This window comes from Croceicoccus sp. YJ47 (genome assembly GCF_016745095.1).
Taxonomy (GTDB): Bacteria; Pseudomonadota; Alphaproteobacteria; order Sphingomonadales; family Sphingomonadaceae; genus Croceicoccus.
This window is the reverse complement of the sequence record NZ_CP067087.1, coordinates 2,163,858-2,177,361: the sequence shown is the minus strand read 5'-3', so window position 1 is coordinate 2,177,361 and position 13,504 is coordinate 2,163,858. Positions and strand designations below refer to the sequence as shown.

The window sequence follows — 13,504 nt, the reverse complement described above, 5'->3', positions numbered from 1 at the left end:
GAACGATGCGACGCGATCAATCGTCGTCGTCGTCGAGCTTTCGCCCGGTGTCGAACACGCGCCGCTCGGCCAGCATCCTGAGCAGGCCATAGGTCATCGCCAGCAGCACCAGCGCGAAGGGCAGCCCGGTCACGATGGCGGCGGTCTGCAACGCGCCCATCCCGCCGCTCCACAACAGGGCACCGGCCAGCACGCCGATCGCCACCGCCCATGTCACGCGCGGGGTAAACCCGGCCTCCTGATGCCCGCCCGATGCGATCATCGCCGTCACCAGCGCGCCTGAATCGGCCGAGGTCACGAAGAACGTCGCGACGATCACGATGGCGAGCCCCGATGCGAGATCGGACAGCGGATAATGGCTGAGGAAGGCGAACAATGCGTCGGGCATGCTGGCCGCGACCGCCTCCGACAATCCGCCGGCACCGAACAGCTCGATGTAAAGCGCGCTGTCGCCGAAAATCGTCATCCACGCAAAGGTGAACAGCGTCGGCACCAGCAGCACGCCGAGAATGAATTCGCGGATCGTGCGGCCATAGGAAATGCGCGCGATGAAGATGCCGACGAACGGCGACCAGCTGATCCACCAGGCGTAGTAGAAGATCGTCCAGCTGCCCTGCCATTCGCCGGCGGTATAGGTTTCGGTCCAGGTCGAGAGATAGACGAATTGTTGCAGGTAATAGCCGATGTTCTGCACGAACCCGTCGAGCAGGAATACCGTCGGCCCCGCGATCAGCACGAACAGCGCCAGCCCGACGGCCAGCGCCATGTTCACCTCCGACAGGATGCGGATCCCCTTGTCGAGGCCCATCGCGACCGAAATCGTGGCAAGCGCGGTGATGACCGCGATCAGGATCGCCTTCACCAGCCCCGTTTCCGGAAGGCCGGTGAGCAGGGCGAGCCCTGCGTTGATCTGCGACGCCCCGAAACCGAGCGAGGCGGCAACGCCGCACACCGTCGCCGTGATGGCCAGCACGTCGATCAGATCGACGAGGAAGGTCGGCATGCGCGGAAACGCTTCCTTCAGGAACGAGCCGATGCTGAGCGTCAATTCGCGATTGTAGCAGATATAGGCGAGCGACAGGCCGATGATGGCATAAATGCCCCACGCATGCAGGCCCCAGTGCAGGAAGGTCAGGCCCATCGCATGCTGCGCATTGCCGGCCAGCCCGCGGACCAGCGCCGCATCGGGGTCGGAAAACGCGCTCAAGGGCGGGGCGGAGAAATGGAGCACGGGTTCGGCAACGCCGTAGAACAGGAGGCCGATGCCCATGCCCGCGCTGAACAGCATGGCGAACCAGCTGGGCAGCGAATATTGCGGCTTTGCCTTCACCCCGCCAAGCCGGACATTGCCGCGCCGCGTGAACGCGAGATAGCCGCAGGTAATCAGCATCACGTTCACGGTGAGCACGAGCAGCCAGCCGAAATTGGTCGTCGCCCATGCCTGCACCGCGTTGAACCGGTCCGCCGCATCGTCGGGATCGAGCACCGCCGCCGCGATCAGTGCGGAAATGGCCGCGATCGCACCGAAGAACACCGTTGGTTTGAAAGTGGCGGGATTCGTATCCGCCGCGCCTGTGCCTGCCATAAAACCTGTCTTTCCAACTGTTCGGTCCGGATCCGGACGCGCGATGCGAACCGCCCCTCTATCGAAAAAGGGATGGTTCGTAAGCCGCATTGCGTGAATTCACGCGCTTTTAGGTGTGCGGATGTTCGGTGTGACGCCGCGGATAGGCGGTGTGTGTCGATTTTGCAACAACGATCAAAAACATGGCAAATGTTATGTTGCAACGGGTGGCCATCGCCCGGAACCTTCCGTAGCCGACCCCCATCGCGAGTGCGGACCACCTGCGCAATGCTGCGCCTCGTCCCTCGCGATCAAGTCTGAACGCTGTGGCCATTCGCGCCGCAGACCGCAAAAACGGGGAAGAAAATATGTTCAAGCTGAGCAGCCGCGTGTCCGCTGGTGCGATGGCGATTGTGCTCGCGGTGCCGGCCATCGCGCAGGACGTGACCACGCCGACACCCAATCCGCCCGTACCCGCGTCCAAGGCAAAGCCGAAGCCCGCTCGTCAGGGCGGCGTGACCGAGATCATCGTGACCGCGACGAAGCAGACCGAAAGCCTGCAGGACGTCGCCGTATCGGTGAACGCCATCGGTCAGGAAGAGCTGCAAAACCTGGGCGTCGCGACCTTCGACGATTACCTGGCGCAGCTTCCCAACGTGACCGCGGGCGGCAGCGGACCGGGGCAGAGCACGATCTACATTCGCGGCCTTGCCTCCACCACGCCGAACCTCACCACCGCGGGCGTCGCGGGCCTCGCGCCCAACGTGGCGATGTATCTCGATGAGCAGCCGCTTTCGCAGCCGGGCCGCAATCTCGACGTGTATGCCGCCGATCTCGAACGGATCGAGGTGTTGTCCGGGCCGCAGGGCACCCTGTTCGGCGCAAGCTCGCAGGCGGGCGTCGTCCGGCTCATCACCAACAAGCCGCGCCTGTCCGGCTTTGACGCAGGGTTCAGCGCGGAAACCTCCTTCACCAAGGGCGGCGAAACCAGCTACAAGGCGGAGGCCATGCTCAACGTGCCGGTCACCGACCGGCTCGCATTGCGCGGCGTCGTCTATCTCGACGATCAGGGCGGCTATATCGACAATGTCGCGGGCACGCGTTCGGCCCGCGACAGCGCCCGTTTCCGCGCCGCGGCACCCCGCGCGACAATGGCGTCCCCGTCAGCCCGCAGCGCGGCGGTTTCCAGGCCGGTGCCGACCTGTCGGGCGTGAATTTCATCGACGCCAACAATGACGGGCTGGTCGAGGAAAACTTCAACGACACGCAATATGCCGGTTTCCGGGCCAGCGCGCTTTACGAATTCACGCCCGACTGGCGCCTGACCGTCGCGCATACGCGGCAGAGCGTGGAATCGGACGGCGTGTTCTTTGCCGATCCCGAACTCGACCTCGACGATCTGGAGATTCAGCGGTTCGAGGATGACCGGCTGGAGGACGATTTCTCCAACACCGCATGGACGGTCGAGGGACGGCTCGCCATGCTCGACATCGTCTACACCGGTGCCTACACCGACCGCGAAACCGCGCAGCGCATCGATTACACCGATTACCTGTTCGCGGGGCAATATCTGCCCTATTACATCTGCGACGGTTCGGTGTCCTACCCCGGTGCCAACGCGCCGTCCGGCACGTGCCAGGCGCCGAACCTGTATGTCACGTCCGACACCTCGGCCAAAACCTTCACGCAGGAATTCCGCGTCAGCACGCCGCAGGAAAACCGCCTGCGCGGGACGGCGGGCGTGTTCTATTCCGATCTCACGCTGAAGGAACGCAACGACTACACCTATCCCGGCAGCGAGATGATCGACCTGTTCGGCGGGTCGTTCCCGGACAATTTCCCCTTCCCCGGCGCGTATCAGTCGGACGCAGGCCCGTTCCCCTATGGCGTGATCTTCCGCAACGATGTGAAGCGCACGGACGAACAGTTCGGCCTGTTCGGCGAGGCGTCGTTCGACATCATTCCCGATGTTCTCACCATCACCGGCGGCGCGCGCTACTATGACGTGTCGGTCGGGTTCGCGGGCACGGCCAATTCGTCCTTCTGCAACAGCAGCGGGACGGATGAAAACGCGTTCGGCACCAACCTGTCCGACCTTTACGACGGCGACGGGCAATATACCTTCATCGGCAGCTGCAGCGAAAACCTGCGGCAGACGTTCAATGCCGGCGACAGCGTCGAGGACATCATGAACGCCGGGCTTTCGGCGACGCAGGCGCAGCAGGTGTTCAACGCCCTTTCCGCGCCGGACGAAGCGCGCGCGAAGGGCACGATCTTCAAGGGCACGCTGACCTACACCCCGACCGAGGATCTGCTGTTCTACGCCACCTATTCCGAAGGGTTCCGTCCCGGCCTGCTCAACCGGCCCGGCGGCGCGCAGGGTCCGAACGGCTTCACCGTGCCGTTCGAGCTCGACACCGACGAGGTGCAGAATTACGAGATCGGCTGGAAGATGGAGCTGCTCAACCGCGAGCTGCGCTTCAACGGCAGCGCCTTCTACGTCGACATCAGCCGGTTGCAGACGACGATCTTCGACCCCAGCATCACCAATCTGTTCTTCTCCGACAATGCGGCGAACGCGGACATCTGGGGTGTCGAGGGCGATCTGACCTATGCGCCCTATGCGGTGCCGGGGCTGACCGTGGCGGGGGCGTTCTCCTTCCTCGATACCGAGATTACCGAGGTGCTCACCCCGACCGACGACGTGCAGACAGGCGAACCGCTGGCCTACGCCCCCGGTTTCCAGGGCAATCTGCGCGCCCGTTACGAATGGGATCTGAGCAGCGAGCTGACCGCCCATGTCATGCCGCAGATGCGCTACTCGGCGTCGAAATACACCGACATCATCCTGATCAACCGGCTGGAACTCGACAGCTATACGACGTTCGGGGCGACGGCGGGCGTGACCAACGGAACGTGGTCGGCGGAATTGTTCGGTGAGAACCTGACCGATACGCGGGCCGAAATCGCGGGCAATTTCTACTACGATCGCGCCCGGATCACGACGAACCGGCCGTTGACGGTCGGCCTGCGCGTGTCCTTCGATTACTGAGGATGACGCGGCCTTGACAGGCGCATGGGCGGCGGGGCGGCTTCGGGCTTGCCCCGCCGCTTTGCATTTGGGAGCAGGCGGTGGCACGGGATGCAGGCGATGACCGACGATAACAACACGATGACACAGGCGCAGAACGCGCTGCGCGAGGGGCGCTTTGCCGAGGGGCTGGCGCATGCGCGCGCGGTGCTCGATACGGGGGAGAACGCCGATGCGCTCTACGCCGCCGCGGTCGCTGCGCGCTATCTCGGCGACTATGCGAGCGCGGAGGAGTATCTCGCCCGGCTGCACACCGCGTCGCCGGAATACGGGCGCGGCTGGCAGGAGCAGGGACACCTCGCCCGCGCGCAGGGGCAAGCGGAGCGCGCGCGCGATGCCTATACCCGGGCGTGCCGGTTCAACCCTTTTCTCGATGCCGCGTGGAGAGCGCAGGCCGAATTGCTGACCGCCGCCGGGAAACCGGGCGAGGCGGCGCAGGCCATGGCGCAGGCGGAGCGGCTGCGCGCCCTGCCCCGCGAGCTGGTCGCGGTGGGGCATCATCTGCACGAAGGGCGCCTGCTCCGGGCCGAGGAAATCTGCCGCCATTATCTGCGCCGCCATCCCCGCGACGTGGAGGCGATGCGCCTGCTCGCCGAAATCGGCAGCCGGCTGGGCATTGTCGACGACGCGGAATTCCTGCTTGAAAGCGCGGTCGCCTTTGCGCCCGACAATGTGCAATTGCGGCTCGACTATATCGCCGCGCTGCGCAAGCGGCAGAAATTCGCCCGCGCGCGGGAGGAGGCCGAGGCGCTTTACCGCACCGATCCCGACAACCCGCTGTTTCAGTCGCACCTCGCGATCGAGGCGATGCAGACCGGCGATTACGAGCAGGCGTTCGACCTGTTCGATGCGGTGCTGGCCCGCCTGCCAAACGATCCCGCCACGCTGACTTCGCGCGGCCATGCGCTGAAAACCCGGGGGCGGCAGGAGGATGCGGTCGCGTCCTACCGCGCGGCCATCGCCGCCGCGCCCGCGCATGGCGATGCGTGGTATGCGCTCGCCAATCTGAAGACCTGGCGGTTCGACGATACCGACCGGGCGGAGATGGCCGCGCTCCTGCGCCGCGGCGATCTGGCGTTCATGGACCGGGTCCACCTCGAATTCGCGATGGCGAAGGCGGCGGAGGATGCAGGGGATTACGACACCGCCTTTGCCCATTACGCCGCCGGCAACGACCTCAAACGCCGGCAGACCCGCTATGACCCGGACCGGATGAGCGAGGAGCTGAACCGGCAGAAAGCGGCCTGCACGCCCGAACTGTTCGCCGCCCATGAAAAGAGCGGCGATCCCGCGCCCGATCCCATTTTCATCGTCGGCCTGCCGCGCGCGGGTTCGACCTTGCTGGAACAGATTCTCGCCTCGCACTCGATGGTCGACGGGACGATGGAGCTGCCCGATATCCTCGCGCTCGCGCACAGGTTGCGCGGGCGGCGGGCCGGGCAATCGCGCTACCCCGAAATTCTTCATGAATTGCGCGATGAACAATTCGCGAAATTCGGCCATGACTATATCGAGAACACGCGCATCCATCGTCAGGGGGCGCCGTTCTTCATCGACAAGATGCCGAACAATTTCCGGCATGTCGGGCTAATCCATCTCATCCTGCCGAACGCGAAAATCATCGATGCGCGCCGGGCGCCGATGGATTGCTGCTTTTCGGGGTTCAAGCAGCTCTTCGCCGAAGGGCAGGAGTTCACCTACGGCCTCAAAGAAATCGGGCGCTATTACCGCGATTACGTCGATCTCATGGCGCATTGGGACGAGGTGCTGCCGGGCCGCGTCCTGCGCGTGCAACACGAGGATGTTCTCGACGATCTGGAGGGGCAGGTGCGCCGCATGCTCGACCATTGCGGACTGCCGTTCGAAGAGGCCTGCCTCGATTTCCACCGCACCGACCGCGCCGTCCGCACGGCCAGTTCGGAACAGGTGCGCCGCCCGATCAACCGTTCGGGGGTCGATGCGTGGAAACCCTTCGAACCCTGGCTCGGCGAGCTCAGGGCCGCGCTTACTCCTCGATAAACTCGCTTTCCTCCGAAAACGGCTCCAGCGCGGCGGACATGGGCGAAGTGCGCGGCAGGATCTGATACGGCTGCTGCTGATCGTTGGGGACGGCCTCGCTGCGGAAGATGCGCCAGATCGCGAACACCATCGCGGCGCCGATGACCCCGGCGATGAAGAGGTAAAGCCCCGCCGGCCCGATCATCTGCATGGCGAGCGACCCCGCGATCGGCCCCGCCGCCGCCCCCGCCGAATAGACGAGGATCAGCCCGCCGCTCGCGCTCAACTGCTCCTCCTCGGTGAGGCGGTCATTGGTATGCGCGACGCATAGCGGGTAGAGCGCGAACACCATCCCGCCCAGCAGCGCACCCGCCAGCGCCATCGCCCACACGACCGCGCCCGCCAACGCCAGCGCGACCGCCGCCAGCGCCCCGCCCACCGTCGCCACCAGGATCACGAGCCGGCGATCGAACCGGTCCGAAAGATGGCCCATCGGATATTGCAGTGCGACCCCGCCCGCGATCACCGCGCTGATGAAAAAGGTGATGTTGCCGATGGCAAGGCCCGATTGCCGCCCCGCCACCGCGGCCAGGCCGTAGAACGCGCCGAGTGCCAGCCCCGTCGCCCCCACGCCCACCAGCCCGAGCGGCGACGCGCGAAACAATGCGGGCAGCGCGATATGGCTCTGCGCCTCGATATCCGGGCTCGCAATGCGGGTCAGCGCGACCGGGATCACGGCAAGCGATACCAGCACCGACGACACCACGAAGGGCAGCATCGGCGACCCTTCGAGATTGACGAAGAACTGCCCCGCCGCCTGCCCGGAATAGAGCGCGATCATGTAGGCGGCGAGGATCGTGCCCCGCGTTTCCACCGTGGCGCGCCGGTTGAGCCAGCTTTCGATGCACAGATACACGCCCGCGATGCAAAGCCCGTCGACAAAGCGCAGCACGATCCACAGCACCAGATGCGGAAAGATCGCATAGGTCAGCGTGCTCGCCGAGAGCAGCGACACCACCGCCCCGAAGGCGCGAATATGCCCGACCCGCGCGACCAGCCCGCCCATGCGGAACGAGCCCGCCGTCAACCCAGCGAAATAGGCCGTCGTGAGCAAGGCGATGAACGGCGCGGACACGCCCGCCGCCTCCAGCCGGATGGACAGCAGCGTGCCGACGAACCCATTGCCCAGCATCAGCAGCGCCACCGCGATCAGCAGGCTGCCGACGGCCTTCACCGGTTCGAATTGTCGCATCGATCTGCTCCTTTGCGGTCGAACCCGGCACCTGGCCGCGGCGGCCATGCGATGCGCGCATGCGAATCACCTCGCCCGCGCGCAGGGCGCCCTAGTCGCAAGTGACCGCCACGTATAGCAAAAGCGGGACAGGCACCGACCGGCGGGGCCGAAGCCGCGATTCAGACGGGCGCGAACACCACCGGCGCGTCGCCCGGCGCCCATGGCTCGCGCTTTGTCATGATGGCGGCGAACAGTTCCGATTCCAGATGGCCGTTCAACCATTCGCGCACATGCGGCACCGGGGCATCGGCGAACCATGCGCGGTCCACCGCGGCAAATTGCCGGACGAAGGGAAAGATCGCGGCATCCACGATCCCGCGCGCATGGCCGCAAAGCTGCGCGGCTTGCGACAATCGCGTGTCGAGATCGCGCAGAAACCGCATCCCCGCCGCGCGATGGGCCAGCGGATCGGACCCGTGGCGTTCGGGATATTTATAACGGTCGAGGTCATGCTTGAAACCGCCGTCATTCGCCGCGATCAGCGCGGGATCGTCGCGGTCGAGCCACCCTTCGGGATCGTGGCGGGACAGTGCGGCGCGCATGATGTCGATGCTTTCGTCGACGACCGTCCCGTCGGCCATGACCAGCACCGGCACGGTTCCCTTCGCCGACGCGGCGAGCAGCGCATCGGGCTTCGCACTCAGCTTCACCTCCCGCAATTCGCAGCGCGTTCCCGTTATCATCAGCGCGAGGCGCGCCCGCATCGCATAGGGGCACCGCCGAAAGCTGTAGAGCACCGGCAGACCGGTTTCGCCGCCATGCGCATTCATCGTTCAGCCTCCCCCATGCTTGCCCCGACATGAGCGCGCCCCTGCGCCGCGGCGAGCGTTTCCTGCCGGTGGCGTTCGCGCGCCGAGGCTTTCTGCGCCTCGGTCCGCGTCGCGTGGCAGGCGGGGCAGGACACCCCTTCCTCGAACAAGGGCGAGTGCAGATCCGCCGCCGCGACCGGTTCCCGGCACGCATGACACAGCGCATGGGTGCCGACCGACAGTCCGTGGCCGACCGCGACGCGCTGATCGAAGACGAAGCATTCGCCCTGCCACAGGCTCTGCGCCGCTGGGATTGTTTCGAGATAGCGCAGGATACCGCCCTTGAGATGGTGGACGTCCTCGACCCCTTCGCTTTTCAAGAACGCGGTCGATTTTTCGCAGCGGATGCCGCCGGTGCAGAACATCGCGACCCTCGGCGCCTTCCCCTCGCCCAGCAGGCGGTCGCGCTCCTGCCGGAACCAGTCGGGAAAATCGCGGAAACTTGCGGTTTTCGGGTCGATCGCACCCTCGAACGTGCCGATGCGCACCTCGTAATCGTTGCGCGTGTCGATCACGATCGTGGCCGGGTCGCGGATGAGCGCGTTCCAGTCCTCCGGCTCGACATAGGTGCCGACGCTCGCGCGCGGGTCGATGTCCGCCTGTCCCATGGTGACGATCTCGCGCTTGATCCGCACCTTCATCCGGTGGAACGGCATGGTGGGCGCGGCGGAATATTTCACGTCGAGCGCGTCGCAATCGGACAGGCTACGAATATGGCGCAGCACCGCGTCGATTCCCGCATCCGTCCCCGCGATGGTGCCGTTGATCCCCTCCGGCGCGAGGAGCAGTGTGCCGCGAATACCCTCTGCCCGGCACAGGTCGAGCAGCGGCGCACGCAGCGTTTCGCAATCCTCGAACCGGGCAAAGCGGTAGAGCGCGGCCACGCGGACGGGCGGCGTAGCGGGCGCGGAGGGATCGGCACGGTCGGTCGGCAGGCAAGCGTCGGTCATGCGCGCAGTCCCTAGCCGCAATCGCGCCGCGCGTCAGCATCCGATCCGCCATTCCCGGCATCGGGCGACGATCCCGGCCCCGCATCAGGCCCCGCCAGCACATCGCCCAAGGCCCGCACCGCGGCCGAGCCCTCCACCCGCCCCATCGTCTCCCGCTCCGCCACGAGACCGACCCGCCGCCGCATCGCGAACCCGTCGAGCGGGACCAGCCGCAAGCCCGGCGCCGCGTGGCACGCCGGCATCACCGTCATGCCCAGCCCCGCCCGCACCAGCGCGGCGGCGGTTTCGTCGTTCGTCGTGCGCGACGCCATGAAGGGGCGGATGCCGGCCTGCGTGAAGAAACGGCTCGTTTCAGGCAGCACCTCGCACCATCGGCGCACGATCATCGGTTCGCGGACCAGCTCGTCCGCCGTGACCGCCGCCCGGTCCGCCAGCGGATGGTCCTCCGCCATGGCAAGGAGATACGGCTCCTCGAACAGGTCGCGCAGGCACAGCGCATCGTCCGGCACCGGCCCCGCGACGAGATCGAGCCGCCCGCGCCGCAGGCTCTGCATCAGGTCGCGCATGCGGCCATGGGCCACCTCGATCCGGATGGCGTCCTCGGCGCGCAGCGCGGCGCCGACTGCCCGCCCGCTCAGCGCCGCCGGCAGCGTCGAGGCGATGCCGATGCGGATGAGCATGGAGGGCGCATCGTCCGCCGCTTCGCGTTCCGCCGCGGCGAATTCCCGCTCGATCAGCCGGGCATGATGCATGAAGCGCGTGCCCGCCGTCGTCAGCTCGACCCGGCGATTGTTCCGTTCGAACAGGACCGTGCCGAGCAGCCGTTCCAGCTTGGCAATGCCGGAGGACAGCGTAGGCTGCGACACCTGCGCAGAGGCGGCGGCGGCCGAAAACGTGCCCTGTTCGACCACGGCAAGGAAATAGCGCACGAGATAGCGTTCGATCATAGACCAGACCTATCGTATCGATAAGGCCGTATCAATTGCATCCCCCCGCCCCATGGGATTAGAACGCAATTAACACGAGATCCGAGAGGAAACCCATGACCCCCCAGTTCGAGTTCGACATAGACGAGAATGCGCGCATGATCCGCGACACGGTGCAACGGTTCGCCCGCGAACAGATCGAACCGCTCGCCGCGAAGATCGACGCGGAGGACAGCTTCCCCCGCGCGCTATGGCCGCAGATGGGCGAACTTGGCCTCCACGGCATGACCGTGCCGGAGGAATTCGGCGGGCTGGGGCTCGGCTATCTGCACCATGTCATCGCGTGCGAGGAGGTGAGCCGGGCATCCGCGTCGGTCGGCCTGTCCTATGGCGCGCATTCCAACCTTTGCGTCAATCAGATCGCGCGGTGGGGCAATGATGCGCAAAAGGCGAAATTCCTGCCGAAACTGGTCAGCGGGGAACATGTCGGCTCGCTCGCGATGAGCGAGACGAACGCAGGCTCCGACGTGGTGTCGATGAAGCTGAAGGCGGACAGGGCCGACGGCGGCTGGACCCTTAACGGCAACAAGTTCTGGATCACCAACGCGCCTTATGCCGACACGCTCGTCGTCTATGCCAAGACGGACATGGACGCGGGCGCGAAGGGGATCACCGCCTTCCTGATCGAGAAGGATTTCAAGGGGTTCTCCATCGGTCAGAAGATCGACAAGATGGGGATGCGCGGCTCGCCCACGGTCGAGCTCGTCTTCGACGATTGCTTCGTGCCCGACGACAACGTCATGGGCGGCATCGGCGAAGGGGTGAAGGTGCTGATGAGCGGCCTCGATTACGAGCGCGTCGTATTGTCCGGCATTCAGCTCGGCATCATGCAGGCCTGCCTCGACGTGGTGCTCCCCTATCTTCGCGAGCGTCAGCAGTTCGGCAAACCCATCGGCGAGTTTCAGCTCATGCAGGCGAAGATCGCGGACATGTATGTCGCGCTGCAATCGGCGCGGGCCTATGTCTATGCCGTGGCGAAGGCGTGCGACGCGGGGCGCACGACGCGCTTCGACGCGGCAGGCGCGATCCTGTTGTCGAGCGAGAACGCCTTTCGCGTCGCGAACGAGGCGGTGCAGGCAATGGGCGGCGCCGGCTATACCAAGGACTGGCCGGTGGAGCGTTTCCTGCGCGATGCGAAACTGCTCGACATCGGTGCGGGCACCAATGAAATCCGGCGCATGCTGATCGGGCGGGAGTTGATGAAATCATGAGCGGTCCCGTCCTCACCTCGACCCTCGACATGGCGAGCCCGGAGGCCCGGCAACGCGCCGCGCACAACCGGAAACTCGTCGAAGACCTGCGCAGCCACGTCGCCGCCGCCGCGCTGGGCGGCAGTGAAAAGCATCGCGAACGCCACGTGTCGCGCGGCAAGCTGCTCGCCCGCGACCGGGTGGAGCGGCTGCTCGACCCCGGTGCGCCCTTCCTCGAAATCGGGCAGCTCGCCGCGCATGGCATGTACGAAGGCGACGTGGCGGGCGCAGGCATGATCGCCGGCGTCGGGCAGGTTGCCGGACGCTGGGTGATGATCGCGGCCAACGATCCCACGGTGAAGGGCGGCAGCTACTATCCCATGACAGTGAAGAAGCATTTGCGTGCGCAGGAAATCGCCCGCGAAAATCGCCTCCCGTGCATCTATCTCGTCGACAGCGGCGGCGCGAACCTCCCCTATCAGGCGGAGGTTTTTCCCGACCGCGACCATTTCGGGCGCATCTTCTATAATCAGGCGCAGATGAGCGGCATGGGCATCCCGCAGATCGCCTGCGTCATGGGAAGCTGCACGGCGGGCGGCGCCTATGTCCCCGCCATGTCCGACGAAACCGTGATCGTGCGCGAACAGGGCACGATCTTCCTCGCCGGACCGCCATTGGTCAAGGCCGCCACGGGCGAGGAGATCAGCGCGGAGGATCTGGGCGGCGGCGACCTGCACGCGCGCAAATCGGGCGTGGCCGACCACCTCGCCGAAAACGACGATCATGCGCTCACCATCGTGCGCGACATCGTCAGCCATCTGGGCGTGAACAACCCCGCCCCGCTCGCGTTTCAGGAACCGCGCGAACCCAAGTTCGATGCCGAGGATCTCTACGCCCTGATCCCCGACGACGTGCGCGCGCCCTATGACGTGCACGAGGTGATCGCCCGGCTCGTCGACGGGAGCGAATTTCACGAGTTCAAGCCGCTCTATGGCAATACGCTGGTCTGCGGGTTCGCGCATGTCATGGGCATGCCGGTCGCGATCCTCGCCAACAATGGCGTATTGTTCAGCGAAAGCGCACAGAAAGGCGCGCATTTCATCGAACTCGCCTGTCAAAGGCGCGTGCCGCTCCTCTTCCTGCAAAATATCTCCGGTTTCATGGTCGGCGGGAAATACGAGGCGGAAGGCATCGCCAAACACGGCGCGAAACTCGTCACCGCGGTCGCCTGCGCGCAGGTGCCGAAGATCACCGTCGTCATCGGCGGCAGCTTCGGCGCGGGCAATTACGGCATGTGCGGCCGGGCGTATCAACCGCGCTTCATGTTCACCTGGCCCAATGCGCGCATCTCGGTCATGGGCGGCGAACAGGCGGCAAGCGTGCTCGCCACCGTGCACCGCGATGCCGACAACTGGAGCGAGGAGGAGGCCGAGGCATTCAAGGCCCCCATCCGCGAGAAATACGAAACCGAGGGCAATCCCTATTACGCGACGGCGCGATTGTGGGACGATGGCGTCATCGACCCCGCGCAAACGCGCGAGGTGATCGCCCTGTCCCTTTCGGCCAGCCTCGAGGCGCCGATCCCCGACCATGCGCCCTTCGGCGTGTTCAGGATGTGATCT

At 65.7% G+C, this 13,504-nt stretch carries 10 protein-coding genes; 5 read left to right on the top strand and 5 right to left on the bottom strand.

Translation table 11 applies throughout. From position 1 onward, the window contains the following. Nucleotides 1-16: 16 nt before the first annotated feature. Nucleotides 17-1,585: a BCCT family transporter gene (locus JD971_RS10675; protein ID WP_202083271.1), complete on the bottom strand. Its 1,569-nt coding sequence runs from the start codon at nt 1,583-1,585 to the stop codon at nt 17-19. Between the two features lie 347 nt (nt 1,586-1,932). On the opposite strand from JD971_RS10675, the gene JD971_RS16620 reads away from it, so the two are divergent. The 3 genes from JD971_RS16620 (at nt 1,933) to JD971_RS10665 (ending at nt 6,674) form a co-directional block, all read left to right on the top strand. Further along, nucleotides 1,933-2,778, top strand: a complete 846-nt coding sequence (locus JD971_RS16620) for a TonB-dependent receptor plug domain-containing protein (RefSeq protein WP_236672053.1) — start codon at nt 1,933-1,935, stop codon at nt 2,776-2,778. Beyond that, entirely contained in the window at nt 2,775-4,616 is a 1,842-nt protein-coding gene (locus tag JD971_RS10670; RefSeq protein WP_236672052.1) for a TonB-dependent receptor domain-containing protein, read from the top strand. Before JD971_RS16620 ends, JD971_RS10670 begins: the two co-directional genes overlap by 4 nt. Before the next feature lie 99 nt (nt 4,617-4,715). Beyond that, nucleotides 4,716-6,674, top strand: a complete 1,959-nt coding sequence (locus JD971_RS10665) for a tetratricopeptide repeat-containing sulfotransferase family protein (RefSeq protein ID WP_202083269.1) — start codon at nt 4,716-4,718, stop codon at nt 6,672-6,674. Here JD971_RS10665 and JD971_RS10660 read toward each other — a convergent pair. The 4 genes from JD971_RS10660 to JD971_RS10645 all read right to left on the bottom strand — a co-directional run bounded on the left by JD971_RS10660 (nt 6,661) and on the right by JD971_RS10645 (nt 10,653). After that, entirely contained in the window at nt 6,661-7,905 is a 1,245-nt protein-coding gene (locus tag JD971_RS10660; protein ID WP_202083267.1) for an MFS transporter, read from the bottom strand. The genes JD971_RS10665 and JD971_RS10660 overlap by 14 nt on opposite strands. Nucleotides 7,906-8,066: 161 nt before the next feature. Next, nucleotides 8,067-8,717: a glutathione S-transferase gene (locus JD971_RS10655; protein ID WP_202083265.1), complete on the bottom strand. Its 651-nt coding sequence runs from the start codon at nt 8,715-8,717 to the stop codon at nt 8,067-8,069. Continuing rightward, nucleotides 8,714-9,706, bottom strand: coding sequence for a rhodanese-related sulfurtransferase (locus JD971_RS10650; RefSeq protein WP_202083263.1), 993 nt, complete (start codon nt 9,704-9,706; stop codon nt 8,714-8,716). Before JD971_RS10650 ends, JD971_RS10655 begins: the two co-directional genes overlap by 4 nt. 11 nt (nt 9,707-9,717) lie before the next feature. Beyond that, nucleotides 9,718-10,653: a LysR family transcriptional regulator gene (locus tag JD971_RS10645; protein WP_202083261.1), complete on the bottom strand. Its 936-nt coding sequence runs from the start codon at nt 10,651-10,653 to the stop codon at nt 9,718-9,720. A 95-nt stretch (nt 10,654-10,748) separates the two neighbouring features. Here JD971_RS10645 and JD971_RS10640 point away from each other — a divergent pair, with 95 nt between their 5' ends. Next, entirely contained in the window at nt 10,749-11,903 is a 1,155-nt protein-coding gene (locus tag JD971_RS10640; RefSeq protein WP_202083259.1) for an isovaleryl-CoA dehydrogenase, read from the top strand. Next, a complete protein-coding gene (locus tag JD971_RS10635) occupies nt 11,900-13,501 on the top strand; it encodes a carboxyl transferase domain-containing protein (RefSeq protein ID WP_202083257.1) in 1,602 nt (533 codons plus the stop codon). Before JD971_RS10640 ends, JD971_RS10635 begins: the two co-directional genes overlap by 4 nt. Nucleotides 13,502-13,504: the final 3 nt, after the last annotated feature.